25 protein-coding genes, 1 other RNA gene and 1 pseudogene are annotated in these 23,339 nt (G+C 62.8%); 17 read left to right on the forward strand and 10 right to left on the reverse strand.

Features of this window, described 5'->3' with window-relative positions; all coding sequences use genetic code 11:
- Positions 1 to 57: 57 nt before the first annotated feature.
- Positions 58 to 945 (forward strand): NAD(P)-dependent oxidoreductase, encoded by an 888-nt coding sequence (locus tag DYST_RS22025; protein WP_239948453.1) that lies wholly within the window; start codon positions 58 to 60, stop codon positions 943 to 945.
- Between the two features lie 30 nt (positions 946 to 975).
- Here DYST_RS22025 and DYST_RS22030 read toward each other — a convergent pair whose 3' ends face one another.
- Positions 976 to 1,443 (reverse strand): YaiI/YqxD family protein, encoded by a 468-nt coding sequence (locus DYST_RS22030; protein WP_239948455.1) that lies wholly within the window; start codon positions 1,441 to 1,443, stop codon positions 976 to 978.
- Positions 1,440 to 2,321, reverse strand: a complete 882-nt coding sequence (locus DYST_RS22035; protein ID WP_239948456.1) for a PhzF family phenazine biosynthesis protein — start codon at positions 2,319 to 2,321, stop codon at positions 1,440 to 1,442. The genes DYST_RS22030 and DYST_RS22035 overlap by 4 nt, the downstream gene beginning before the upstream one ends.
- A gap of 131 nt (positions 2,322 to 2,452) precedes the next feature.
- On the opposite strand from DYST_RS22035, the gene DYST_RS22040 reads away from it, so the two are divergent.
- From DYST_RS22040 to DYST_RS22060, 5 genes are all read left to right on the forward strand, one after another.
- Positions 2,453 to 2,529, forward strand: a non-coding RNA gene (locus DYST_RS22040) — sX9 sRNA.
- A gap of 101 nt (positions 2,530 to 2,630) precedes the next feature.
- Positions 2,631 to 3,233 (forward strand): rhomboid family intramembrane serine protease, encoded by a 603-nt coding sequence (locus DYST_RS22045; RefSeq protein ID WP_239948458.1) that lies wholly within the window; start codon positions 2,631 to 2,633, stop codon positions 3,231 to 3,233.
- A gap of 129 nt (positions 3,234 to 3,362) precedes the next feature.
- Positions 3,363 to 4,103 (forward strand): histone H1-like repetitive region-containing protein, encoded by a 741-nt coding sequence (locus DYST_RS22050; RefSeq protein ID WP_239948460.1) that lies wholly within the window; start codon positions 3,363 to 3,365, stop codon positions 4,101 to 4,103.
- Positions 4,104 to 4,498: 395 nt separating this feature from the next.
- Positions 4,499 to 4,882: a hypothetical protein gene (locus DYST_RS22055; RefSeq protein WP_102303977.1), complete on the forward strand. Its 384-nt coding sequence runs from the start codon at positions 4,499 to 4,501 to the stop codon at positions 4,880 to 4,882.
- A 97-nt stretch (positions 4,883 to 4,979) separates the two neighbouring features.
- The gene (locus tag DYST_RS22060; protein WP_239952174.1) at positions 4,980 to 6,017 is read left to right on the forward strand and encodes an aminopeptidase; all 1,038 of its coding nucleotides are present in this window, start codon (positions 4,980 to 4,982) and stop codon (positions 6,015 to 6,017) included.
- Positions 6,018 to 6,026: 9 nt separating this feature from the next.
- Here the strand turns inward: DYST_RS22060 and DYST_RS22065 are convergent, their stop codons facing one another.
- Positions 6,027 to 6,842, reverse strand: a complete 816-nt coding sequence (locus tag DYST_RS22065) for a cytochrome c (protein WP_239948461.1) — start codon at positions 6,840 to 6,842, stop codon at positions 6,027 to 6,029.
- Positions 6,843 to 7,178: 336 nt separating this feature from the next.
- Between DYST_RS22065 and pncB the strand changes: the two genes are divergently transcribed.
- Positions 7,179 to 8,375: a nicotinate phosphoribosyltransferase gene (pncB, locus tag DYST_RS22070; protein ID WP_102303979.1), complete on the forward strand. Its 1,197-nt coding sequence runs from the start codon at positions 7,179 to 7,181 to the stop codon at positions 8,373 to 8,375.
- A gap of 122 nt (positions 8,376 to 8,497) precedes the next feature.
- Here pncB and DYST_RS22075 read toward each other — a convergent pair whose 3' ends face one another.
- The 3 genes from DYST_RS22075 to DYST_RS22085 all read right to left on the reverse strand — a co-directional run bounded on the left by DYST_RS22075 (position 8,498) and on the right by DYST_RS22085 (position 11,109).
- Positions 8,498 to 9,307 (reverse strand): MetQ/NlpA family ABC transporter substrate-binding protein, encoded by an 810-nt coding sequence (locus DYST_RS22075; RefSeq protein ID WP_199179015.1) that lies wholly within the window; start codon positions 9,305 to 9,307, stop codon positions 8,498 to 8,500.
- A gap of 93 nt (positions 9,308 to 9,400) precedes the next feature.
- Positions 9,401 to 10,084 (reverse strand): methionine ABC transporter permease, encoded by a 684-nt coding sequence (locus DYST_RS22080; protein WP_102303980.1) that lies wholly within the window; start codon positions 10,082 to 10,084, stop codon positions 9,401 to 9,403.
- Entirely contained in the window at positions 10,081 to 11,109 is a 1,029-nt protein-coding gene (locus DYST_RS22085) for a methionine ABC transporter ATP-binding protein (RefSeq protein WP_102303981.1), read from the reverse strand. Before DYST_RS22085 ends, DYST_RS22080 begins: the two co-directional genes overlap by 4 nt.
- A gap of 127 nt (positions 11,110 to 11,236) precedes the next feature.
- Between DYST_RS22085 and DYST_RS22090 the strand changes: the two genes are divergently transcribed.
- Positions 11,237 to 11,713, forward strand: a complete 477-nt coding sequence (locus DYST_RS22090) for a glutathione peroxidase (protein WP_239948463.1) — start codon at positions 11,237 to 11,239, stop codon at positions 11,711 to 11,713.
- Between the two features lie 26 nt (positions 11,714 to 11,739).
- On the opposite strand, the gene dacB is transcribed toward DYST_RS22090, so the two are convergent.
- Positions 11,740 to 13,350 (reverse strand): D-alanyl-D-alanine carboxypeptidase/D-alanyl-D-alanine endopeptidase, encoded by a 1,611-nt coding sequence (gene dacB / locus DYST_RS22095; RefSeq protein ID WP_239948465.1) that lies wholly within the window; start codon positions 13,348 to 13,350, stop codon positions 11,740 to 11,742.
- Positions 13,351 to 13,511: 161 nt separating this feature from the next.
- Here dacB and DYST_RS22100 point away from each other — a divergent pair, with 161 nt between their 5' ends.
- Both DYST_RS22100 and DYST_RS22105 read left to right on the forward strand, forming a co-directional pair.
- Positions 13,512 to 13,994, forward strand: a complete 483-nt coding sequence (locus tag DYST_RS22100) for an FKBP-type peptidyl-prolyl cis-trans isomerase (protein WP_102303984.1) — start codon at positions 13,512 to 13,514, stop codon at positions 13,992 to 13,994.
- Positions 13,995 to 14,092: 98 nt separating this feature from the next.
- Complete coding sequence (locus tag DYST_RS22105) at positions 14,093 to 15,271, forward strand: FAD-dependent oxidoreductase (protein WP_239948467.1); 1,179 nt, start codon at positions 14,093 to 14,095, stop codon at positions 15,269 to 15,271.
- A 6-nt stretch (positions 15,272 to 15,277) separates the two neighbouring features.
- On the opposite strand, the gene DYST_RS22110 is transcribed toward DYST_RS22105, so the two are convergent.
- A complete protein-coding gene (locus DYST_RS22110; RefSeq protein WP_102303986.1) occupies positions 15,278 to 16,399 on the reverse strand; it encodes a phospholipase A in 1,122 nt (373 codons plus the stop codon).
- Positions 16,400 to 16,533: 134 nt separating this feature from the next.
- Positions 16,534 to 16,962 carry a hypothetical protein gene (locus tag DYST_RS22115; protein ID WP_102303987.1) on the reverse strand — a complete coding sequence of 143 codons (429 nt, stop codon included), beginning with the start codon at positions 16,960 to 16,962 and terminating at the stop codon, positions 16,534 to 16,536.
- 150 nt (positions 16,963 to 17,112) lie between these two features.
- Here DYST_RS22115 and DYST_RS22120 point away from each other — a divergent pair, with 150 nt between their 5' ends.
- On the forward strand, positions 17,113 to 18,387 hold the full coding sequence (locus DYST_RS22120; protein WP_275666888.1) for a winged helix-turn-helix domain-containing protein: 1,275 nt from the start codon (positions 17,113 to 17,115) through the stop codon (positions 18,385 to 18,387).
- Positions 18,388 to 18,390: 3 nt separating this feature from the next.
- Here DYST_RS22120 and DYST_RS22125 read toward each other — a convergent pair whose 3' ends face one another.
- Complete coding sequence (locus tag DYST_RS22125) at positions 18,391 to 18,867, reverse strand: hypothetical protein (RefSeq protein ID WP_239948469.1); 477 nt, start codon at positions 18,865 to 18,867, stop codon at positions 18,391 to 18,393.
- Between the two features lie 339 nt (positions 18,868 to 19,206).
- Here DYST_RS22125 and DYST_RS22130 point away from each other — a divergent pair, with 339 nt between their 5' ends.
- The 6 genes and pseudogenes from DYST_RS22130 (at position 19,207) to DYST_RS22155 (ending at position 23,318) form a co-directional block, all read left to right on the forward strand.
- Positions 19,207 to 19,416, forward strand: a complete 210-nt coding sequence (locus DYST_RS22130) for a cold-shock protein (RefSeq protein WP_019465667.1) — start codon at positions 19,207 to 19,209, stop codon at positions 19,414 to 19,416.
- A gap of 288 nt (positions 19,417 to 19,704) precedes the next feature.
- A complete protein-coding gene (locus DYST_RS22135; RefSeq protein WP_038616299.1) occupies positions 19,705 to 19,914 on the forward strand; it encodes a cold-shock protein in 210 nt (69 codons plus the stop codon).
- Between the two features lie 127 nt (positions 19,915 to 20,041).
- Positions 20,042 to 20,923 (forward strand): alpha/beta hydrolase family protein, encoded by an 882-nt coding sequence (locus DYST_RS22140; RefSeq protein ID WP_239948470.1) that lies wholly within the window; start codon positions 20,042 to 20,044, stop codon positions 20,921 to 20,923.
- A 67-nt stretch (positions 20,924 to 20,990) separates the two neighbouring features.
- A pseudogene (locus DYST_RS22145) lies at positions 20,991 to 22,050 on the forward strand (NADH:flavin oxidoreductase/NADH oxidase).
- Between the two features lie 13 nt (positions 22,051 to 22,063).
- Entirely contained in the window at positions 22,064 to 22,936 is an 873-nt protein-coding gene (locus DYST_RS22150) for a pirin family protein (protein ID WP_239952176.1), read from the forward strand.
- 79 nt (positions 22,937 to 23,015) lie between these two features.
- Positions 23,016 to 23,318 (forward strand): DUF962 domain-containing protein, encoded by a 303-nt coding sequence (locus DYST_RS22155; RefSeq protein ID WP_239948471.1) that lies wholly within the window; start codon positions 23,016 to 23,018, stop codon positions 23,316 to 23,318.
- Positions 23,319 to 23,339 lie beyond the last annotated feature (21 nt).

The following is a 23,339-nucleotide window of genomic DNA, read 5'->3' on the forward strand; positions in this document are numbered from 1 at the left end:
TTGGTTGAACGCACGGCGTGATCCACTGCGCCTGTTGTTTTGTTTGGAGGATGTCGCATGAAGGTAGGTTTTATCGGTCTCGGATCCATGGGCAGTGCCATGGCGAGCAACTTGATCAAGGCCGGGCACGAGGTGACCGTGTGGAATCGCTCGCCGGGCCCGACCGAGCCGCTCGCATCGCTGGGCGCGAAGGTGGTGAAGACGGCGGATCGCGCAGCGCAGGGTGATGTGCTGTTCAGCATGCTGGCCAATGATCAGGCCGTGCGCAGCGTGTTCTTTGACGGTGGCCTGTTGGATGGCATGGACAAGGGCACCGCACACGTCAACCACGCCACTATTTCGGTGGCGCTGGCTCGTGAGATGGCGGAGGCTCACGCCGCTCGTGAGATCGACTACGTGGCTGCGCCGGTCTTTGGCCGGCCGGATGTGGCCGCCGCGGGCAAGCTGAATATCCTTGCGGCGGGAAAATCGCATGTCATCGATCGCGTGCGCCCGTTGCTGGAAGCGATGGGTAGTCGCATCTGGCCGCTGGGCGAAGCGCCCGAGCGGGCGAACGTGGTGAAGATTGCCGGTAACTTCATGCTTGGCGCGGCCATCGAAAGCATGGCCGAGGCGTCCGCATTGACGCGTGCGCACGGCGTCAGCGCAGCGGATTTTCTGGAAGTGATGACCAGCACCTTGTTTGCTGCGCCGGCTTATCAGGGTTACGGCAAGCTCATCGCGGAGTCGCGTTATACGCCAGCGGGCTTTGCGCTGCCGCTGGGCTACAAGGACATCGGCCTTGCATTGGCTGCTGCGGATGCCACCCGCGTGCCGCTACCGCTGGCGGGTCTGTTACGCGACAGCCTGCTTGAAGCGCTATCAGCGGGTGATGAGGACGTGGACTGGTCGATCCTGGCGCAGGTCGCCGCGCGTCGCGCGCATCTGGACGAGCGGAAGCTCTGAACAAAACGTGGCGTGGTTTCGTGCAGGCGCTCAGCGCGCCTGCCGGAACTGCACCAGCCAACGATCCAACTGGTTGGCAAAGGCCTGTTTGTCGCGTGCATGGAACGCCGCGGGGCCGCCGGTATCCACACCTGCGCCGCGCAGTTCGTCCATGAAGTTACGCATGGAGAGCCGCTGCGCGATGGTGTCGGGCGTGTAGAGCTCGCCACGCGGATGCACGGCGAGCGCGCCCTTGGCGATCACCGCGGAGGCGAGCGGAATGTCTTGTGTGACGACCAGATCGCCGGCGACGACGCGCTCGACGATCTCGTTGTCCGCCACGTCAAAGCCGCCGGGTACCTGGATGGCACGCACGAAGCGTGAGGGCGGCGTGCGCAGCCATTGGTTGGCAACCAGGGTGACGTGGACCTGCTCGCGTTCCGCCGCACGGAACAGCACTTCCTTGATCGGGATGGGGCAGGCGTCGGCATCCACCCATATTTGCGGTCGCGTGCTCAATCGCGACCGCTCCAGTGCAGCGAGCCATCGATGATGGTGTTGGTATGGCCGCCGATCCACACGGTGGCGCCGTCGATACGCGCGATGAGGCTGGCGTCGTGGCCGATCTCACGGCCCTGGCTCACGACGTAGCCGCGGGCCAGCGGACCCTCAGGCTCGGCATGGGCGATGTAGGCGGCGATCAGCCCGTTGGCTGCGCCGGAGGCAGGGTCTTCCACCAGGCCGACGCCAGCGGGCAGCGCACGCACCACCAGTTGGTAGTCCGGGTGCGAGCTGCGCGCGAAGACGCACAGGCCCATGCTGTCGGTGGCCTTGGCCAGTGCGCCGATGGCGTCGTGGTCGGGTTTCCATTGGCGCAGCGAGGCCTCGTCTGCACATTCGGCCAGCCACCAGTGGCGGCCACCGGACACGTAGGCGGGCGGTAGCACGCCCAGCCCGATGCCGGACAGGGCTGCATCCAGCAGCGGATGCGCGTCGCGTCCGGTTTTCTCTACGGTGGAATGGGGTGATTTCAACAGTAACTGTTGTTTGCCGCCGTTTTCTTCCACACGAATGGGGAGCACACCGGCACCGCATTCCTGCCACAGCAGGCCATCCACGGGCTGGGCCAGTCCGCACAGCAACACGGCGTGCGCGCTGCCGATGCTCGGGTGGCCAGCAAAGGGAATTTCCTTGTGTGGCGTGAAGATACGCACGCGATAGCTGGCGTCAGGCTGGCTGGGCGGCAGCAGGAACGTGGTTTCGACGAGGTTGGTCCAACGGGCGAAGGCTTGCATGCGGGCGTCGCTCCAGCCGGTGGCGTCGGTGACGACGCCCAGGTGGTTGCCGCCCCCGGGCGTGGCGGCAAAGACGTCCAGATGCAGGTAACGGATCGACATGGAGGGGGCCTGGGGCGTGGGGAGACGCGGGAAGCCGGGGATAATAGTGCGGAATGTGGCGCTGCGCTTAGAGTCGCCAACAAAACTACTGCGCGACCGCCAGGCGGGCGCGGTCGGTGCTCGGAATCCTCATGTACGTAAAAGTACACTCCGGTTCCTGCGCGCCGCCCGCACCCACCTGGCGGCCGCTCGCTACGTTTTGTTAGCGACTCTTAGACTTTTCAGCTATGTCGACAGTCGACAAGCGTTCCCCGCGCCGCCAAGATGCAGGGTCTTTGCCGCTGCCTTCAGCCTCATACGGAACACCGCATGATCACCCTGATCATCATCGCCATCACCGCCATCGTGTCTTTCATGGCGTTTAACAACGCCCGCCTGATGAACGATCTGATCCTCTGGCCACCGGCGATCACGCGCAATCGCGAGTATCACCGCCTGGTGACCTACGGCGTGGTGCATGCCGATTTCGGCCACCTGTTGTTCAACATGATCACGTTGTTCTTCTTCGGTCGCCAGATGGAAGGGTTTTTCGCCGCGCGGCTGGGCATGATGGGCTTTGCGCTGTTCTACATTTTGGGGCTGGTGGTCTCGATACTGCCGACGTATCTGAGCAACAGGAATAACCCGAGCTACCGCAGCCTGGGTGCATCGGGCGCGGTGTCGGCGGTGCTGTTCTCGTTCATCCTGCTGGCACCGTGGTCACGCATTGTCGTGTTCGTGATTCCGATGCCGGCGATCATTTATGCAGTGCTTTACGTGGTCTATTCGATCTACATGGATCGTCGCGGGCAGGGTAATGTGAATCACAGCGCGCACCTGTGGGGTGCCGCGTACGGCATAGCGTTTACGCTGCTGGTGCGGCCTGAAGTGCTCTCGCATTTCCTCTCCGAACTCTCGCGCCCGAGATTCTGAGCGTACTGCCGATGCAGGAAAAACACGGCTTTGCTCACACCTGATACATCTTTGCGGTGTTACTTCTCGGTTTAGCCTGGCGTGATTGGGGGCGTCGGGCTTTCTCGACTACCGCAGGAGTGAAGACGCATGGCAACGACGCGCAAGCCGGCCGCGAAGAAATCCTCGGCCAAGAAAACAGCAACCCGCAAATCCACTGCCAAGAAAAGCACCACCCGCAAGCGCGCAGCCGCCACGACTCGCGGCGCCGTTCGCAAAACCGCTGCACGCAAATCGGCCACCCGCAAGACCGCCACCCGCAAAGTAGCCACCAAGAAAAAAGTAGCCGTCAAGAAAACCGCCACACGCAAGACGGCGACGCGTAAGGCCGCTACCCGGAAAACGACAGCGCGCAAGACCACGGCCCGCAAGACAGCCACGAAGCGCGCAGCGCCCCGTAAGGTAGCGGCCAAGAAGACGTCCGCCAGAAAGACTGTGCGCAAGTCCGCGACGGCGAAGAAGGCGGTCAAGAAGACCGCCCGAAAGGCGGTGGCCAAACGCGCTGCGCCTCGCAAGGCGGCAACCAAGAAAGCGACGGCAAAGACGGTGCGCGCGACGGGTCGGAGCCGCGCAACACCGGTATCCGCCAAGACGCGTCCACGGCGTCCGGCGCGCAAGCACATCTCGCCGCAGGAGGCGGTGGCGCAAATCCAGGCCCTGCTCGAAGCGAAGCAAGAGCGTGTCCGGCAGGGCCCCACGTGGCCGGGCGCGGACGAACATCCCGCCGAAAGCAACGGCAACAAAGGGACAGGTGCAGGGAACGTTGGCGTATCCAGCGAAGCGGTGTACGGACACATCCGCCAACCACCTGAGCACAGCGGCAATAACTGAACCGGCCAACGCGGCCAGGTCACGGTATGGCCGGCAGGTAACTAGGGCCTGTTAACACTATTCGCGTAGCCCGCGTTGCTTGTCCGTAGCCGGCTGGTGGCAGTGCGTGGCGCAGGCCTGGCTGGCTGCCAGGTCAAGCCGCGCGCTGCCGCCGGTTGGTTACGGACAAGCAACCCTTCGGGCTGGGTCTTTTTGCCCGCCATACCGCGTCATCACTCAGTCGTGTACGGACGTACACTCCATCGTTCTTCCTTGTCTGGCGGGCAAAAAGCTCCCAGCGCGGGCCACGCGAATAGTGTTAACAGGCCCTAGCTGTCGGCCATGTCGGAATCGTTCAGTGCGCACTCAACGGCGTAGGTTCAAAGTGAAGCTGTCTTCCCCGAAGGCCTTATGTCATGAAACGCGTGCTTGCCGGTCTCGCCTTGGCGGTCGCCACCGCGGCGCTATCTGGTTGCTATTACGACCCGGGTTACAGCTATGTTCGCCCGGTTGCGACTGGCGGCGGTGATGCCTACTACGGTTCGGCTGTCACCTATAGCGGCGGTTACTACGCCTCGCCGTATTACTACCCGAGCTACGGTTACTACGGCTGCTGCTATGCCCCTGCCGTGAGCATCGGCATTGGCGGCTACTACGGTGGTGGTTATTACGGTCGCGGCTATTACCGTGGCGGTTACTACGGGCACGGTTATTACCACGGCGGTGGCGGTTATTACCGTGGTGGTGGCCATGGCGGTTGGAGCGGTGGCCACGGTGGCTGGAGCGGTCACGGTCACTGAACCATGAACGCCTGAGATCAAGCACAATCGCGGCATGAGGTTGTCATGCCGCGTATCACGAATACTCTGGATTCCCAGGCCCGTCATCGCGTTGATGATGGGCCTGGCGCTTTCTGCTTGCAGCACGGTTGATTACTACGCCCACGTGGCCAAGGGGCAGGGCGAGTTGGTGGTGAATCGCCGCGACGTCAGCAAGGTGCTGCGTGATCCCTCCACCGATGCCACGACCCGGCAGCGCCTGGCGCTGTCGCAGGAGGCACGGCGTTTTGCTACGGATCACCTGGGCTTGCCGGACAACCGCAGCTACACCAGCTATGTGAAGCTGGATCGGCCGTACGTGGTGTGGAATGTCTTCGCCGCGCCCCGGTTCTCAGTGTCGCCGGTGCAGCATTGCTTTCCCTTTGCCGGGTGCGTTGCCTATCGCGGGTACTTCGCCAAGCAGAAGGCCCAGGCCGAAGCGGCGAGGCTGGAGGCCAGTGGCGATGATGTCTACGTCGGCGGCGTGCCGGCCTATTCCACGCTGGGTTGGTTCTCCGACCCCATCCTCAGCAGCATGATGCGTTGGGACGACGACGAGCTGGCCAGCACCATCTTCCACGAGCTAGCGCACCAGCTGATCTACGTGAAGGACGACAGCGCCTTCAATGAATCCTTCGCCAGCTTCGTGCAGGAGGAGGGCCTGCGCGAATGGCGACAGTCGCGCGGCCTGCCGCCGCAGGACGACCACGAAAAGACCATGGACGACGGCTTCACCTGGCTAGTGATGGACCTGCGCGACCGCCTGAAGACGCTCTACGCCAGCGGTGTGGGCGAGCAGGCTATGGCCACTGGCAAGCAACAAGTGATCGATGACTTTCGCGTGCGCTACGTGCAGTGGCGCGATCTCGACTGGCCGAACGACCATCGCTACGACGCCTGGGTTAACGGGCCGATCAACAACGCCCGGTTGTTGCCGTTTGGTATCTATGACCGTTGGACACCTGTGTTCCTGGCCCTGTTCCGCCATGCGGAAGGGCAGTGGCCGGCGTTCTACGCCAGCGTCCGGCAGTTCGCGCGTCAGCCTTATGCCCAGCGGCAGAAGTCGTTGCAGCAATGGCTGGACTCCACCAGCCGCCCTACGGCGGCACCGCCCTGATCCCCGGCCCTAGGGCTGGACCTTCCGTCCCGCCATGTGGCGCAGGTAGGTGAGCAGGTCGTCCAGGTCCTGGTCGGACAGTGCCTTACGGTCGAAGCCCGGCATTCGCGCCTGTGGCCAATGGCGCAGGGCTTGCGGGTCGCGGATGTAGGCGCGGAACAGGTCCTCGCGCAGGTATTCCGTTGGGCTGTGCGGGATGTTGAGGTCCGGCCCCAGCTTGGCGTCGCCCTGCCCGTTGAGGGTATGGCAGGCAAAGCAGGTGTGCTGGAACACCACGAAACCGCGCTGCACGGGGCTGTCGGCCTTCAGGGCTGGGTCGGGCAGGATGGCCGGGAAGCGTTCGGCCACTGACGGCTGGCGGCGGATGCTGGCCAACTGGAACGGCCATTGCTCCGGGCCGATCTTCATGGCTTCCGGATCGGTCCACACCACATAGAACGGACCGGCGTCACCCTTGATCTCGTCCAGCGTCGGCCAGGGGTGGGTGGGGTCCTCAACCGCCAGCCAGGCTTGCGAACCCTGGGCGCGGACGATCAGCGCGGCGGAAATCTGCGCGGCGAAACCGTCGGAGGCAACGAACTGCAGGGTGTCCCCCGGCGATGCGCCATCCAGCAAAGCCTTCAGCGGCACCGCCCGGTAGCGCATGGCGCGCTTGAATGCCACGTCGGCGGGAATGGTCACGTCGCGTGCGTCACTGCGCGCCAGCAGTTGCGCCGTCGTGTAGGTCTTGGTGCCGTGCCCCAGGTCAATGACCAGGTCGGCCGCGTGCAGGGGCAGGGCGAGCCACAGGGCAAGCAGACACAGGCGGCGAAGCGCGCGAATCATTGGATGGCATTCCCTTTCCAAGAATCTAACGATTGTAGGCGCCTCGGCCAGCTTGCCAAAAGCTGAACGAAACGATGAAGACGCTTGAACTCGGTCCGCACCGGCCACACTAAGAATTCGTATCGCCGTGACGGCGACAAGAAGTGGTGCAGCCTTATCGTGCCACTGAGGGGTCGGTCCTTTTCCCCTCTTTGTTTTGGACCAGGCCTGACAAACCCCGCTAGCCCCTCCCCTGGCTACCGGGGTTTTTATTTGCCTGCGGTTTGACGAGCAACTCCCCGCGATCGATGCAGGGCGAGGATAATCGCGCTACTCCCCGTGGCGCGTGAGCGACCGATGATTGTTACCTCCCTGCTCGACACCGATCTCTACAAGTTCTCCATGATGCAGGTTGTGCTGCATCACTATCCGGCCGCCCAGGTCGAATACAAGTTCAAGTGCCGTAACCCGGGTATCGATCTGGTTCCCTACATCGACGAGATCCGTCGCGAGCTGCAAGACTTGTGCACGCTGCGCTTCACTCCGGAAGAACTGGATTACCTGCGCAGCTGGCGCTTCATCAAGAGCGACTTCGTCGACTTCCTGGGGCTGTTCCAGCTCAACGCCAAATACGTGGAGATCTTTCCCGCGCAGGACGGCCCCGGCGATATCGAGATACGCATTCGCGGGCCGTGGCTGCACACCATCCTGTTCGAAGTGCCCTTGCTGGCCATCGTCAACGAGGTGTACTTCCGCAACACGCAACCCCAGCTCGATTTGTCCGAGGGGCGCCGTCGGCTGCGCGAGAAAATTGCGCTGCTGCGCGATACCGAAGGGTTCCAGGATTGCCGGATTGCCGACTACGGCACGCGTCGTCGTTACTCGCGCGCATGGCACGAAGAAGTGGCCACTACTTTGCGCGAGGGCCTGGGTCGGCAAATGGCGGGTACGAGCAACGTCTGGCTGGCGTGGAAGCTGGGCCTGACGCCGCTGGGCACGCTGGCACACGAATACCTGCAGGCGCACCAGGCGCTGGGGCCACGGCTGCGTGATTCGCAGGTGGCAGCGTTAGAGACGTGGGCACGGGAATATCGCGGTGACCTGGGCATCGCGCTATCTGACGTCTACGGACTCAGCGCCTTCCTGCGCGACTTCGACATGTACTTCTGCAAGTTGTTCGACGGCACGCGCCACGATTCGGGTGATCCGTTCGCGTGGGGTGAGCGCGTGCTCGCGCATTACCGCGCCAATCGTGTCGATCCGCGCAGCAAGGTATTGGTATTCAGTGATGGCCTGGACGTTCCCAAGGTGATGCGGCTGTACCAGCACTTTCATGGACGCTGCCAGCTGGCCTTCGGTGTGGGTACCAATCTGACCAATGACGTGGGGCCGGAGCCGCTGCAGATCGTCATCAAGATGGTTCGCTGCAACGGTCAGCCGGTGGCCAAGATCAGCGACACGCCCGGTAAAAACATGTGTGACGACAGCGCCTATGTCGCCTATCTGCGGCAGGTGTTCGAGATTCCCGTTGATCCCGAAGCCGTGCCCTGCTGAAAACAGAACAGGGGCGCACGGGTGCGCCCCTGTAGGAAGCCGCGAGAGCGTTTTAGAGTCGCTAACAAAACGTAGCGAGCGCCCGCCTGCCGGCGCGCAGTAGGTTTATTAGCGGCTCTTAGTTAGAACGCCGGCAGCACCGCGCCTTGATACTTCTGTTCGATAAACGCCTTGATCTCGGGGCTGGTCAACGCCTTGGCGAGCTTCTGGATGCGCGGGTCGTCCTTGTTGTCCGGACGGGCTACCAGGTAGTTCACGTAGGGCGAATCCTTGTCCTCGATCAACAGTGCGTCCTTGGTCGGGTTGAGCCCGGCGGCGAGCGCGTAATTGGTGTTGATCAGGGCGAGATCCACTTCGTCCAGCGTGCGCGGCAGCATGGCGGCTTCCAGCTCGCGGAACTTCAGGTTCTTCGGGTTGGCCGTGATGTCCTTCAGTGTGGACATCTCGTTGGTCGGGTCCTTCAGCGTAATCAGACCATGCTTGGCGAGCAGCAGCAGCGCGCGGCTGTTGTTGCTGGGGTCGTTGGGCAGGGTCACCGAGGCGCCGTCAGGCAACTGGTCGATGGACTTGAGCTTGCGCGAGTACGCGCCGAACGGCTCGATGTGCACGCCCGTCACAATGGTCAGGTTGGTGCCACGCTCGCGGTTGAACGCGTCGAGATAAGGCTTGGTCTGGAAGTAGTTGGCATCGACCGACTTTTCCAGCACCTGCGTGTTGGGCTGCACGTAGTCGGCGAACACCTTGATCTCCAGGTCGATGCCTTCCTTCGCCAGGATGGGCTTGACCTGCTTGAGGATCTCCGCGTGCGGCACGGCCGTGGCAGCCACTACCAGCTTCTGGCTGCCGGCGTCGCCATTGCCATTGGACGAAGAGCAGCCGGCCAGCGCGAGCAGCACGGAGAAAATGGCTATGAGCTTATGCAACTTTGTCATATGGGGCAGGCACTTGATGCGGTGCACCAGAATAGCCGTCCATACCGCCGGATGCAAAAAGGCCCGGCGGTGTGCCGGGCCTTTCTCTGTCTCTCAGTGCCGCGTATACCGTGCCACGATGCGGTCGCCGGCCATCTGAAGCAGCTGCACCAGCACGATCAACAGCACCACGGTCACCACCATGTAATCCGACTTATAGCTCAGGTAGCCGTAGCGGTAGGCCAGATCGCCCAGGCCGCCCGCGCCGATGGCACCGCCCATGGCGGTATAGCCCACCAGGGCGATGGCAGTGACGGTGGTGCCTGCGATCAAGCCGCCTCGCGCCTCCGGCAGCAACACATGGCGCACGATCTGCCAGATGCTGGCACCCATGGCCTGACTGGCCTCGATCACACCGCGCTGTACCTCCCGCAGGGCGGTTTCCACCAGTCGTGCGAAGAACGGCGCGGCACCGATCACCAGCGGCGGAATCGCACCGCGGATGCCCAGTTTGGTGCCGACCAGCACGTAGGTAAGCGGCATCAGTACGATCATCAGGATGATGAAGGGGATCGAACGCAAGATGTTCACCAGCAGCGACAGCACGGCATAAAGCTTGGGCATCTCGCGCAGCTGGCCTTTGCCGGTGAGATACAGCAGCACACCCAAAGGCAGGCCAAGTATCACGGTGAGCAACAACGATCCGCCCAGCATCAGCAGCGTGTCGATACAGGCGTGGCCGATCTCGCCCCAGTCGTCGATATTGGGAAACAGGTTTTGCAGCAGCGGGGCGCTCATGCGTGGTGCTCCGGCGAAACGGTGATTTCTTCGATCTCGATGCCGGCCTCGCGAAGAGTGATCAATGCATCGTCCACGCGCTCGCCCTGCATGGCCAGCGTGAGCTGTCCGTACGGCAGGTCTTTGATGCGGTCGATGCGGCCGGCGAGGATGTTGAAGTCGACGCCGGTTTCGCGGGCCACGCGGCCCAGTGCTGGCGTCCAGGTGGCCTCACCGCGGAACGACAGCCGCAGGATGCGGCCCGGCACATGGGCGAACGGCATCTGCTCGCCAGCGGCTTCTTCTGGCAACGCCTCGTTGACGAAGCGGCGGGTGGTCGCGTGCTTCGGGTGGAGGAACACGTCCGCCACCGGGCCCGTTTCCACGATGCGTCCAGCGTCGAGCACTGCCACGCGATCGCAGACGCGGCGCACCACGTCCATTTCGTGCGTGATCAGCACGATGGTGAGTTTGAGCTCGCGGTTGATCTCGGCCAGCAGGTCCAGCACGGCGGCGGTGGTCTGCGGATCGAGCGCGCTGGTGGCCTCGTCGCACAGTAGGATCGACGGCCGGTTCGCCAATGCGCGGGCGATGCCCACGCGCTGCTTCTGACCGCCAGAAAGCTGCGACGGGTATTTGCTCGCATGTGCGGTCAGGCCCACGCGGGCGAGTAATTCGTCCACACGCTGGCGGATTGCCGCCTCGTCGTGCTCCCCGGCCAGGCGCAGCGGAAAGGCCACGTTGTCGGCCACCGTCTGCGACGCCAGCAGGTTGAAGTGCTGGAAGATCATGCCGATGCGTTGGCGCTTCTGGCGCAGCTGCGTCTCGGTCAACGCCGTCATGTCGGTGTCATCGATCAGGATGCGGCCGCCGCTGGGGCGCTCGAGCAGGTTGATCAGACGTATAAGCGTCGATTTACCCGCACCCGAATGGCCGATGATGCCGAAGACCTCGCCGTCGGCGATGTCTAGGTTGAAGGGTTGCAGTGCAGGGACGTCCCGGCCGTCGACACGGTAGGACTTGTGCACTTCATGGAATCTGATCACGGGGTACCTTCGGGGGAACCGGGGGAGGGGCGCGCCTCGAGGGGCGGCGCCGACCGGTGGCAAGCATAAGACACCCGGGGCATCCGTGGGGCTGAGACTGGCGGTCTCACCGACTGGGATGGCTGCGATGACCTCTGTCTATGACTTTTCCGCTCGCGATATCGACGGCAACGAGCATTCGCTCGCCGAGTATCGTGGCAAGACGTTGCTGATCGTGAACGTGGCCTCCAAATGCGGTTTCACTCCGCAGTACACGGGGCTGGAGGCGCTATGGCGCGCCGATCGCGAGAAGGGGCTGGTGGTGCTCGGGTTTCCCTGTGACCAGTTCGGCCACCAGGAGCCGGGTGACGAAGCGGAGATCCGCAACTTCTGTTCGACCAGCTATGACGTGACCTTTCCCCTGTTTGCAAAGATCGACGTGAACGGCGAAGGCGCGCATCCGCTCTACAAGTGGCTCAAGAGCGAGGGCAAGGGCATCCTGGGCAGCGAGTCGATCAAGTGGAACTTCACCAAGTTCCTTGTCGACAGCAACGGGCAGGTAGTGAAGCGCTATGCGCCGACCGATACGCCGGAAAAGATCGGCAAGGACTTAGGGAAGCTCTGACCTCATTCAACGCCGGTGTCGCCGACTCAGTTGGCAGGATGCGTCGCCGCGACGGGCATCGTTGCCGAGCCCGTCGCATTGCGTGAGCCGGCGAGCAGTTCGGCGATCTGGTCGATGTCCTTCGTGGCAGTTGGCGCGCCGTTGGGTGGATCGTAATTGTTGAGCATGATGGCGAACGCCAGCCGCTCGCCGCTGCCGCTGGTGACGTAACCCGCGAGGCAATGCACGAAGCTCATGCTGCCGGTCTTGGCGTGCACGTTGTTCTCAGCTGGCGTGTTACGCATGCGCCACTGCAAGGTGCCGTCGATGCCGGCGATGGGCAGGGCCTGCGCCAGTGTGGGCCCATAGGGCTGGCTGGCGAGGAAGGCGAGCAGGCGTGCCATCGCATTGGGCGTCGCCAGATTCCGGCGCGACAGTCCTGACCCTTCTTCGATCAAGCTGGCCGCAGGGGCGATGCCGATCTGCTCCAGCATCTGATGCATCGCACGGATGCCCCAGCGCTCGCTGGTGATGAAGCCCATGCTCCCTTCGCGCTGTTCGGTGTCGGCCTGCGCCTTGACGCCAGCGAGCAGCAGCAGGTTCTGCAGATAGAGGTTCTGCGAACGCTTGAGGCCGCGCTCGAGGATGTCGCTTACCGGCGGCGAAAGCACTTCGGCCAGGGTGCGCGGCTGGTTCGGCAGGAAGGTATCGCGCCGCGGCCAGTGCATCGCGACCAGCTTGCCATCCAACTGAATGCCATGACGCAACAGTGCCTGTTGCAACTGCCGGCCCGCAAACCGGGCGGGGTCGGGCAGGGCGAGTTTGTAGTTCTGCGCAGCCGATTTCGCCGCGATATTGCCGAAGGCATACAGCGTGTCATCGCCCGGCGCGCGATAGAGATTCACGTCATTGCGCGTGCGCTGGGCGCTGGTGAGCACGTCGTTGGTTACGGCGGGGATGGCGTCGTCGGGGTCGAAGTGCAACAGCGCGGGCGCGCCTGCGCCAACACCGGGGGCGACGGTCACTTCCACCTGGTTCTCGCCTACGCTCAGCGCGCTCGTCGGCACGGCGAACCAGCTTTGCAGGTCGGTAGCTTCCCAGCCGCTGCCCATCATGGGGCTGGCGAAGTAGGTGGCATCGGCGATCAGGTCGCCGTGCACGTGCTTAAGGCCTTGCGCGGCCAGTTGTTCGGCGAGTTGGTCGGCCCAGTGCAGAGTGGCTGCATCTACGCCGAGCGTGGGGTCACCCATGCCGTAGAGGATCAGGGGACCATCCAGCTTTCCGTTGTGGATCTCGCCACCGGCGAACACACGCGTGGGAATGCGGTAGTCCGGACCGAGCTCGCTGAGTGCCACCGCGGCCGTAAACAGTTTGGTGGTGGAGGCCGGCTGGAAAAGCTGGTCCGCGTGATGGCTGTAGATCGTGCGGCCCGAGCTGAGGGAGATCACGGCGATGCCCCAGTCGGCGCCCGCAAAGCGGGGCTGGCCGATGAGGTTGTCGATCTGGTCGGTCAGCGAAGGCGCCGTGGCGGCGCGGGTGGGAGCGGACGTCGTAGGGCCAGGGGTGGAGGCCGTTTGTCCCGCTGCGGAAGGCATTACCAGCGCCATGCCAAAAAGCGCGGCGGTACAACGGCATAGCAGGCGATACGGTCGGGCCATGGGCGGAGTATCGCCAATCCTGGGCGCTTTCGGCTAGGGATGGGCAGGGGCGTTGAGAACACCCCTGGTCGGCCACGTCGCCAGGGGTCTGCTACGCTTATTCCTTCGTGCCGGCCCCTGCCGGTGCTTCCTCCCTATTCGAGCCTATTTGAGATTCATCTATGCAGATCGCCAAGAACTCCGTCGTTTCCTTCCACTACACGCTGACCGACGACAACGGCCAGGTGCTCGACAGCTCGCAGGGTCGCGAGCCGCTCGTTTACCTGCAGGGCGTTGGCCAGATCGTCCCGGGCCTGGAGAAGGTGATGGAAGGCCGCCAGGTCGGCGACCAGTTCAAGGTCGACGTTGCGCCGGAAGAGGGCTACGGCGTGCATCACGCTGAGCTTGTGCAGGAAGTGCCGCGCGAGGCCTTCCAGGGCGTGGAAGACATCCAGCCGGGCATGCAGTTCCAGGGCCGCGGCCCGCAGGGCGTGATCAACGTCACCGTGACCAAGATCGAGAATGACACGGTGCACATCGACGGCAACCATCCGCTTGCCGGCCAGACGCTGCACTTTGACGTGGAAATCACCGACGTGCGCCAGGCCAGCGAAGAAGAGCTCGCCCACGGCCACGTGCACGGCGAAGGCGGCCACGACCACTGATGCATGACGCGGACGTTGGCCCACGCGCCAACGTCCGCGAAGCACGGCATGATGCCGTTGCCTGACACCGGGTTGCACCCGGCTGGACAAGGAGTGTCATGCGAGGAAATCTGCATATCGCCGTGGTGGGCTATGGCGTGGCCGGGCAGGCAAGCTGCCTGTTGCTGGGTGCCGCAGGGCACCGCCTGACCGTCTTCGAGCAAGCAGCGTCACCCGGGCCCGTCGGCGCGGGTTTCTTGCTGCAACCGACAGGCCTCTCTGTGCTTACCCGCTTGGGCCTGCTCGAACAGGCGCTGGCCAGCGGTCAGCGGATCGAGCGTTTGTACGGCTGTAACCTCGCAGGGCGCGCCGTGATGGACATGCGCTACGCCGAGCACGCTGCTGGTTGCTTCGGGCTTGGCATGACGCGTGGGGCCTTGTTCTCGTTGCTCGATGGCGCTTGGGCAGGGCGCAGTGCGATACGCAGCGGCACGCGAATCGATCGCCTGTCGGATGATGGTCGCTATCTGATCGACGGCGAAGGCCAACGATACGGCCCGTTCGACCTGATCGTGGCAGCGGACGGCGCGCACTCCGCGCTGCGCCGACAGCCCGGTGTGGTCCGTCGCGAAGGGCTCTATCCCTGGGGTGCTATGTGGTGCCTGTTGCCGGCCACGCAGTGGCCGCATAACGACGTACTGCACCAGCGTTACGCGGGAACCCGGGAAATGATTGGCCTGCTGCCCGTGGGGCGCCGTGACGATACCGACGCACGGTGGCTGACGTTTTTTTACAGCCTGCCCGGCGCGCAAGTCGATGCTTTCGACGACGAAGCGCTGCAACGCATGCGTCATCGTCTCGGCGAACTCTGGCCTGAGGCGCTGCCGTTGCTCGAGGGCATCCAGTCATCCACCCAGTTGCATCGCGCGCGCTACCGCGACGTGGTGCTGCACCAGACGACATGGAACAACGTCGTTTTCATCGGCGACGCTGCGCACGCGATGAGCCCACAGCTCGGGCAGGGCGTGAACATGGCATTGCTCGACGCACAGGCGCTTGCCGATGCACTGGCAGAGCACGATGACCTCGCGCCGGGGTTGGATGCCTATCGACGGCAGCGCCGCACGCATGTCGGCATCTATCAGCGATTGAGCCGCTTCCTGACGCCGTTGTTCCAATCGGATCGCGACATGCTGGCCGGCATTCGTGATCGCGTTTTCGGCCCGCTCGGGCGTATGCCCATCGCGCGCGGAGAGATGCTGCGCATACTCACCGGCACCAAGCGGACCTGGTGGTAGCTGACATTAGTACCAATCGAGCAGCGAAATGCCGATGCCGAGGTAGGTGGCGTTGTGGTTGTAGTCGATCATGCTTTCGCCATAACCCTTGAACAACTCCATGTAGCCGCGCAAGTTGCCCGCCACCGGGAACGACCAGGTCAGCTGCGCTGCGCCATGGCTCTCGCTGCCGCCGCGCAGTGAATGACGCAGCATCAGACCGAATTCCTGACCATTCCATTCATGGATGATCTGCATGTCGGCGCGCCCCATGTAGTTGCTGATGTCGGGGTTGTTGTCGTCTTTGCCGCCTTCGGGAATGCGCCACCACGGCCGGAACATGATGGTCCATTCGGGGCGTTCGAAGCCGAAGTAGCCCATCACACGATTCCAGCTCCGCGACAGTGGATCAGACTGTCCGTTGGATTGATGGTTGAGCCCGATGCCCATCAGTCGGCCGTCCCATCCGGCCACCTGATAGTTCGTGTCGAACATCAGCATGGCTTCCGGCTCGTAGTTGGTTTCGCGGAATGGTCGCGATTCTTGTTTGTTGTAGACCTGCCAGCGCGACGACTGGGTATAGCCCACCCACAGATCGCCCGTGTCGCCGAACACACCTTGCCAGATTTTGGTCTTCAGACTGAGCTGGAACTTGCTCTCGATATTGTCCAAGTGCTGTGGTTCGTCGACGCTGTTGATCGGGTTGGCGCTCGTCGGCTGCCGGTTCTGATTGCTGCTGGCAAAGAACGGCAACACCACAATCGGTTTGTAGCCGCGCAGGTTGAACGTACCGAGCTTGCTCTCGGGCGACAGCTCCCAACGGCTGTCGAGCAGGGACAGTGGTTTTACCTCAGGTGTTGCCTGCGCCGTGGCGGTCGACGGATTGGCGCCCGTGTTCTTGGACGCTTCGTGGCCAAACACGTTGGTAGAGGAGGCCGTGGATGCCTCCTGTGCAGCGTTGTCAGTTTTCTTTTGTGCTGCCGGAAGATTGTCGCGCCCCGTGGCGCGGTCGTAGCAAGCCAGGCGCTGCGAGTCGGTTTCGATGGCGGTGCATGCGCGGATATCCATCGGGCTGGGATTTTGCGCACGGGCGGCGAGCGAAGGCAGACCAAGCGTGAGCACCAAAGCTGCCGAGGTGGTAAGTCGCATGGGGATAGGCTCCATCCTGGTCGGGCGCGATCATTGCGCAGCGCCGAAAGCCGGTTCCATATCAGCAGCGCCATGCATCGCACGTGACGACGCGGGCCGCCGTTGCCGGTGACCCGCGTCAATATCACTGCATCTTACTGGTTGTTGTTCAACCAGCGCTCGTACTGTGCCTTGGTGATGTGCCCGGAATGGCCCTTGTCCACGTAGCTGAAATCATTGGCGAGCAAGGGATAAGCCGAGGCCTGCGTCTCCGTGATGTACTTGGAACCACCCGACAATTGCTCGAAGCTCGGCGCCGGGCCCGGATTGACCGGTGGAACGCTGGAGTTGATCGTCACCTGCTGGCCACCGGCATTGGTCTGCGCCTGCGTACCACCCGGCGGTGGTGGCGGCGTCGGCGTGGCGCTGGGCATCGTCTGGGTCGGCGGTGGCGGAGGCGACGGCATGTTTTGCGTCGGCGGCGGTGGTGGTGTTGGCATGGTCTGATCCTGTGCCAACAGCGAGCCCGCCAGCATCATCGATCCGGCGGTTACAAGAGCGAGAAGGGGAATGCGGGGTTTCATCGTCGTTACTCCATGCCAGAATGCGTGGCTCGTATGCGGATGCGCGCGATGGTGCAGCGATGTGCGATTTTCGCGCTGCAAGTCCTTCGCGCTGATTTCAAACTAACAAAACGCGGCTAAATGCCACCTCAACAAAGGCATCGTGATCACGTGAAGGCATCGTTACCGTTGTCGGTTGCTTCATCTGCGCTATCCGCTTCGTTGAGCCTCGCGCAGGCGCAACGCCTCCATTTGGCCGCGCAGGGCGTGCTTAACAAGCCCAAGGCACGGGCGAAGAAGGCGGATGTTGTCGATACGGTGGCGCGCATGCGCCTGCTGCAGATCGACAGCATCCATGTGGTCGCACGCAGCCCTTACCTGGTGCTGTACTCGCGCCTTGGCGACTATGATCCGCAATGGCTGGAAGGCGTACTGGAAGACGGGCGCATCGCCGAGAGCTGGGCGCATGAAGCATGCTTTGTACCAGCGGCAGACCTGCCACTTCATCAGGCATGGCGCACGCAGCGAGCGATGCATTGGGCTTACAAACATGCCGATCGAATGCATCGCGAGCATCGTGAGGGCATGGATGCGTTGCTCACACGCATACGCGACAACGGTGCTGCGCGCGCCGCCGATTTCGAGAGCGAAACGCGCAGCGCAGGTGGCTGGTGGTCATGGAAGCCGGAGAAGCGCTGGCTCGAAGCATGGTTCGCTCTGGGCGAGTTGATGGTGACCCGGCGCGAGCGCTTTCAGCGTGTTTACGATCTGGCGGAGCGCGTGTTGGAAAAACTCGAGCCACCGATGGATCCAGCATTGCTTGCACTTGATCATGAAGCGTTGCGACGTCGCTTTATCCTCGACAGCGTTCGCGCGCTCGGCGTCACACAGGCGCGTTGGGTTGCCGACTACTATCGACTGAAACCCGCAGTGACCGACAAGGAGCTGGCGCCGTGGGTAGGCAGCGGCGAGTTGCTGATGGTGCAGGTGGCCGATTGGAACGTGCCCGCTTACGTGCATCGCGACAACGAAGCGTTGCTCGCGCAGGCGGCATCAGGTCAATTGCGTCCGACGCACACGACGTTGCTGTCGCCGTTCGATCCCATTGTGTGGGATCGCGCACGTGCACAGATTTTGTTCGGGTTCGAATACACCATCGAGTGCTATGTGCCGGCACCCAAGCGTCGCTACGGCTACTACGTGTTGCCGATCCTCCATCGGGGACGGTTGATCGGCCGACTGGATGCGAAGGCTCATCGTCGCGAGGGCGTCTTCGAGGTCAAAGCTCTGTTCCTTGAGCCTGATGTCGAGGCGACGCCTCGGTTGCTTGAGGATGTCGCCGGCGCGATACGCGCGTCGGCGCAGTGGCATGGCACGCCCAAGGTGAAGCTCGCACGCAGTCGGCCCACGTCCGTGGCCCCCGCGCTACGTGCGCTTCTTCGCTGAAACTCAGTGTGCGCTGCTGCTCCCTGCAGGGCTCGTCGGCGCGCACGACTTGCCCTGGAGCGTGGCGCGCAATTGCTTGGCGAGCGCGCTGCAGCGTGCGCCCAGTTGTGGACGTGCATTGGGATCCACGGAGTCTTGCAGCAGGCTGGTGCGCATGTCTTCGTAGCGGCCCTGGATCTGGTCGGGCGGGTACACGCCCGCGGCGGCGTGGCAGGACACATAGCTGGCCAGATAATCGTCGCAGGCAGGGATGCCTGTACTGCTGGGCAGGGGCTTGCCGCTGGATGTGGTCACGGTACCGGTGCGTGTTCGCGGTGCGCTGGTGCTGGCGCTAGTAGCCGCGGTTCGTGAGCTGGTGGCAGTTGTGCCGTGGGAGCCGTTCGTTGTGCGGGTTTCCGGTGTACTGGAGCAGCCAGCGAGGATCACGCCGCTTGCGACAATAGCGAGGAGGGCCGGGCGGTAAGGGCGACGGAACATCATGGAGCTTCTCCTGCGCTGGAAATGGGGCCGGCGGTTGAAATGAATCTCGCTCGCCAAGTGATGAGATGAAATGCGAAGACGGCGTGAAAATCAAACCCGTTGAGTAAGAACTGACGGTTATTCATTCAGGTTTCAGCCGTGTTTTCCTATTCACCTCGTGGCCGTGGAGCCGGTATGATGCACTTACTGTGTTTGCCGGGGTCACCAGAGTTTTGTGACCCGATGCCGCTGATCTCGATCTAGCAACATCGCCTCACCCCTAGGGTTTCCTTGCACACCAGTAAGCCGCCTGCGCATGTCGCGCGGGCTGAGTCTGATTAAACCTGTGGAGTGATTTATATGTCTGATCGTCAGATCGGTACCGTCAAGTGGTTCAACGATGCCAAGGGTTTCGGCTTTATCAGCCGTGACAACGGCCCGGATGTTTTCGTGCATTTCCGCGCGATCCAGGGCAATGGTTTCAAGAGCCTCGTCGAAGGCCAGAAGGTCTCCTTCAAGGTCGTGCAGGGCCAGAAGGGCCTGCAGGCTGACGAAGTGATCCCGCAGTAATTTAGCGGTTTCAAATGTTAGAAAAAAAGCCAGGCAGCAATGCCTGGCTTTTTTTGTTTTATTCGCAAATGTCGTTGAAATGTGAAAATCAAAACGGTGATTTAGAGCCATTCACTTGCATTAAAGAAATCCGTTATGCTGGATTCACTGTGGTTGCTCGGTCACGTGCGTGCCCGATGCGTGACTCGCAAGGGTCCACATCGCTTCACCCCGATCTTGCATGCCCAGTAAGCCGTCGGCCAAAGGGGAGGCTGACTTGTCTCAGCATCGAGTTGATCGGAGTGAGTCATGTCGGATCGTGAAGTTGGCACTGTTAAATGGTTCAACGACGCCAAAGGCTTTGGCTTCATCAGTCGTGAAAGCGGCCCAGATGTTTTCGTACATTTTCGGGCGATCAGCGGAACGGGGTTCCGCAGCCTGAAAGAGGGCCAGAAGGTGAGCTTCAAGGTTGTGCAGGGGCAGAAGGGCCTGCAGGCTGATGAAGTGGCGCCCGCCTGAGTTCATTGGGGAATCTAATCGTTGCGTGAAGAAAAGGCCGGTGCATGCCGGCCTTTTTTATGCCCGGCTTTTTTGTCGTGCACCGATTAGTTAGCCTGCATGCCTTTCCTTTTGTCATATGGCGCGCATGTCTGCATCTTTCTCCGTGCCCTCCGCGCTTCCGTCGTGCGATGTCCTGCCCACCGTGGCCATCGACGGCGCGCGTGCGGATGTGCTGCTACAACGCCCGGCGGCGGAGCCGGTTCGATTGCTGTATTGGCTGCCTGCCTTGGGTGTAGCGGCCAAGCACTATCAGCCGCTCGCGCAAGCACTGGCAGAGCACGGGATCGCCGTAGCCATCCATGAGTGGCGTGGCATTGGGTCCAGCGACAAGCGCGCAGGGCGGCACGAGAACTGGGGCTATCGGGAATTACTGGAGGACGACGTGCCGGCCGGTATCGCCGCAGCTCGTGCCCGCTTGCCCCAGGCTCGCCTCTATCTGGGCGGTCATAGTTTGGGCGCGCAGATCGCCGCGCTTTACGCCAGCCTGCACCCGCAGGATGTGGTCGGCTTGCTGGCGGTGGCGAGTGGTGCGCCGTATTGGCGACAGTTTCCACAGGGACGTCTGTTGTGGTCCGCGTATGCGTTGGCGCCATGGTTGGCACGCGTGGTGGGCTATCTACCCGGGCGCCGGCTGGGTTTCGGCGGCAACGAGGCCCGGCAACTGATTGACGACTGGGCACGCACGGGCCGCACAGGCCGATATGCTGCCGTTGGCATGGACGCCGATTTCGAGGCGCTGCTCGGCAAACTTCGCTTGCCCACGTTTGGCCTGCGTATGCAGGACGACTGGCTCGCTCCGCAGACATCGTTGTCATGGTTGTTGGGGAAAATGGCTGGCAGTCCGTCGATGCAGGTCGTCACCGCCGCCGATCTCGGCAACGACAAGGCAGACCATTTCGGTTGGATGAAGACGCCTTGGCCGGTGGCCATGCGTATCGCGGAGTGGTTGGGCGCGCAGCCTACCTGATCGGGTACTTGAACCCGGCGCTCGCCGCCGGCATCTGTGGCAGACGTTTTTTTCGAGAGCGGGTCCGATGAAACTCTTCACGCCTTACGCGCAACGTAGCCTCTCGCTTCGTAATCGCATTGTGATCGCGCCGATGTGCCAATACTCGGCCATCGACGGCATACCGAACGACTGGCATCTGGTGCACCTGGGTAGTCGCGCCGTGGGCGGTGCAGGCTTGGTGATCGTCGAGGCCACGGCAATATCGGCTGAGGGGCGGATTTCCCCCCGGGGATGTTGGGCTTTGGAGTGAGGCGCACCAGCGGGCTTGGCAGCCCATCACCCGTTTCATGAAGGCCCAGGGAGCCGTCGCAGGCGTGCAGCTCGCTCACGCGGGGCGCAAGGCCAGCGCTCAGCGGCCGTGGGAGGGCGGTGGCCCGCTCGCCGCTGATGCGGGCGCGTGGCCAACGGTGGCGCCGTCCGCTGTGCCATTCGACAAGCATTGGCATACGCCACAGGCATTGGACAAGGCGGGCATCGCCAAGGTGATCGCCGATTTCCGTGCCGCCGCCGAGCGTGCGCTGGCAGCTGGCTTCGAATTGATCGAGCTGCATGGTGCTCACGGCTACTTGCTGCACCAATTCCTGTCGCCGTTGAGCAATCAGCGCACGGACGAATACGGTGGAAGCTTTGACAATCGGACACGCCTGGTTCGCGAGGTGATCACCGCCGTGCGCGAGGTGTGGCCGGAGCACTTGCCGCTGTGGCTGCGCATCTCCGCGACAGACTGGACTGAGGGTGGCTGGGACATCGAGCAAAGCGTGCAGCTGGCGATCCAGGTGAAGTCGATGGGCGTGGACCTTATCGACGTGTCCAGCGGTGGCCTGATTCCGCACGTGAAGATTCCGGTGTCGCCTGGCTATCAAGTGCCATTCGCGGCGCGGCTGCGCCACGACGCGGGCATCGCGACGGGGGCCGTGGGCCTCATCACCGAATCCACACACGCGGCGCGCATCATCGAGGAAGGATCGGCCGACGTGGTGCTGATCGCGCGCGAGAGCCTGCGCGATCCGTATTTCCCGCGCCGTGCCGCGCAAGAACTGGGCGTCGCGATCACTGCGCCCGAGCAGTACCAGCGCGCCTGGTAAACGAGGAGACATGATGGAACAGCAACCGATATTGATCGATGGCCGCGTGCACGACCTGGGCGACGGTTTCAACGTGCGCCGCTTGCTGCCGGTGCTGCAGGCCCGGCACGTGGGGCCGTTCGTGTTCTTCGACTACATGGGGCCAGTGACCTTTCTCGATGACAAGGGGATGGACGTGCGTCCGCATCCGCACATCGGCCTTGCCACGGTGACTTGGTTGTTCGAAGGCGTGATCCGCCATCGCGACAGCATCGGCAGCATTGCGGACATCCGTCCGGGCGAAGTGAACTGGATGACGGCAGGGCGCGGCATCGTGCACTCCGAGCGCACGCCGCCGGAAGCACGCGGTGGCGGCCAGCGCGCGCACGGCATCCAGGTATGGGTGGCGTTGCCACAGAAGGATGCGGAGGTAGAGCCGGAATTCCATCACCACGGTGCCGATGAATTGCCCAAGATCAACTTGCCGGGCGCGGAGCTGGTGCTGATTGCTGGCACCGGCTACGGCAAAGAATCGCCAGTGAAAGTGTTCGCGCCGATGTTCTTCGTCGACGCGACGTTGGAAGCAGGTGCGGAGTTGCCATGGCCTGATCAGCACGTCGAACGTGGCGTTTGCGTGGTCGAGGGCGAGGTGGAGTGGGATGGTGTGACCGTGTCGCCCATGCATGCCGCTGTGCAGACGGGGCCGAATTCACCCGCGCTGCGTGCCCGCACGAAAAGCCGCGTGATGTTGTTCGGCGGCGCACCGTTGGATGGCGAGCGTCACCTGTGGTGGAACTTCGTTGCCAGCACGCGTGAGCGCATCGAGCAGGCCAAGGCGGACTGGATAGCGCAGCGCATGGGCAAAGTGGTCGGTGACGAGGCCGAGTTCATCCCGCTGCCTGTTTGAAACGTCGCATGCTGCAGGCGCGCATGCACTGGCGAATGGTGAGGATTACCCTCTGGATGCATCATCCAGGGTGATCCTCATGTCCCAGTTCGCCAGCTTCCGCGACTTCTACCCGTTCTATCTGAACGAGCACAGCAATCGTCAGTGCCGCCGCATGCACTTCGCTGGCAGCACGTTGGTATTGGCCGTGATCCTGCTGGCGATTTTCACCGGTAACGCCCGGTGGCTGCTGCTGGCCCCGGTGGCGGGTTACGGCTTCGCCTGGATCGGGCACTTCGTCTTCGAAAAGAACCGGCCCGCCACGTTCACCCATCCGCTGTACAGCCTGGTTGGCGATTGGGTGATGTACTGGCAGATCCTGCGGGGCAAGGTAAAGATCTGATTGCTCCCACAGCGGGCAGCG

It is taken from the genome of Dyella terrae, from assembly GCF_022394535.1.
Classification (GTDB): domain Bacteria; phylum Pseudomonadota; class Gammaproteobacteria; order Xanthomonadales; family Rhodanobacteraceae; genus Dyella.

Coding starts and splice junctions, on each gene's coding strand:
- DYST_RS22025 (WP_239948453.1), top strand. CDS start 58: ATGAAGGTAGGTTTTATCGGTCTCGGATCCATGGGCAGTGCCATGGCG.
- DYST_RS22035 (WP_239948456.1), bottom strand. CDS start 2,321: ATGTCGATCCGTTACCTGCATCTGGACGTCTTTGCCGCCACGCCCGGG.
- DYST_RS22045 (WP_239948458.1), top strand. CDS start 2,631: ATGATCACCCTGATCATCATCGCCATCACCGCCATCGTGTCTTTCATG.
- DYST_RS22050 (WP_239948460.1), top strand. CDS start 3,363: ATGGCAACGACGCGCAAGCCGGCCGCGAAGAAATCCTCGGCCAAGAAA.
- DYST_RS22055 (WP_102303977.1), top strand. CDS start 4,499: ATGAAACGCGTGCTTGCCGGTCTCGCCTTGGCGGTCGCCACCGCGGCG.
- DYST_RS22060 (WP_239952174.1), top strand. CDS start 4,980: ATGGGCCTGGCGCTTTCTGCTTGCAGCACGGTTGATTACTACGCCCAC.
- DYST_RS22065 (WP_239948461.1), bottom strand. CDS start 6,842: ATGATTCGCGCGCTTCGCCGCCTGTGTCTGCTTGCCCTGTGGCTCGCC.
- pncB (WP_102303979.1), top strand. CDS start 7,179: ATGATTGTTACCTCCCTGCTCGACACCGATCTCTACAAGTTCTCCATG.
- DYST_RS22075 (WP_199179015.1), bottom strand. CDS start 9,307: ATGACAAAGTTGCATAAGCTCATAGCCATTTTCTCCGTGCTGCTCGCG.
- DYST_RS22080 (WP_102303980.1), bottom strand. CDS start 10,084: ATGAGCGCCCCGCTGCTGCAAAACCTGTTTCCCAATATCGACGACTGG.
- DYST_RS22090 (WP_239948463.1), top strand. CDS start 11,237: ATGACCTCTGTCTATGACTTTTCCGCTCGCGATATCGACGGCAACGAG.
- dacB (WP_239948465.1), bottom strand. CDS start 13,350: ATGGCCCGACCGTATCGCCTGCTATGCCGTTGTACCGCCGCGCTTTTT.
- DYST_RS22100 (WP_102303984.1), top strand. CDS start 13,512: ATGCAGATCGCCAAGAACTCCGTCGTTTCCTTCCACTACACGCTGACC.
- DYST_RS22105 (WP_239948467.1), top strand. CDS start 14,093: ATGCGAGGAAATCTGCATATCGCCGTGGTGGGCTATGGCGTGGCCGGG.
- DYST_RS22110 (WP_102303986.1), bottom strand. CDS start 16,399: ATGCGACTTACCACCTCGGCAGCTTTGGTGCTCACGCTTGGTCTGCCT.
- DYST_RS22115 (WP_102303987.1), bottom strand. CDS start 16,962: ATGAAACCCCGCATTCCCCTTCTCGCTCTTGTAACCGCCGGATCGATG.
- DYST_RS22125 (WP_239948469.1), bottom strand. CDS start 18,867: ATGATGTTCCGTCGCCCTTACCGCCCGGCCCTCCTCGCTATTGTCGCA.
- DYST_RS22130 (WP_019465667.1), top strand. CDS start 19,207: ATGTCTGATCGTCAGATCGGTACCGTCAAGTGGTTCAACGATGCCAAG.
- DYST_RS22135 (WP_038616299.1), top strand. CDS start 19,705: ATGTCGGATCGTGAAGTTGGCACTGTTAAATGGTTCAACGACGCCAAA.
- DYST_RS22140 (WP_239948470.1), top strand. CDS start 20,042: ATGTCTGCATCTTTCTCCGTGCCCTCCGCGCTTCCGTCGTGCGATGTC.
- DYST_RS22150 (WP_239952176.1), top strand. CDS start 22,064: ATGGAACAGCAACCGATATTGATCGATGGCCGCGTGCACGACCTGGGC.
- DYST_RS22155 (WP_239948471.1), top strand. CDS start 23,016: ATGTCCCAGTTCGCCAGCTTCCGCGACTTCTACCCGTTCTATCTGAAC.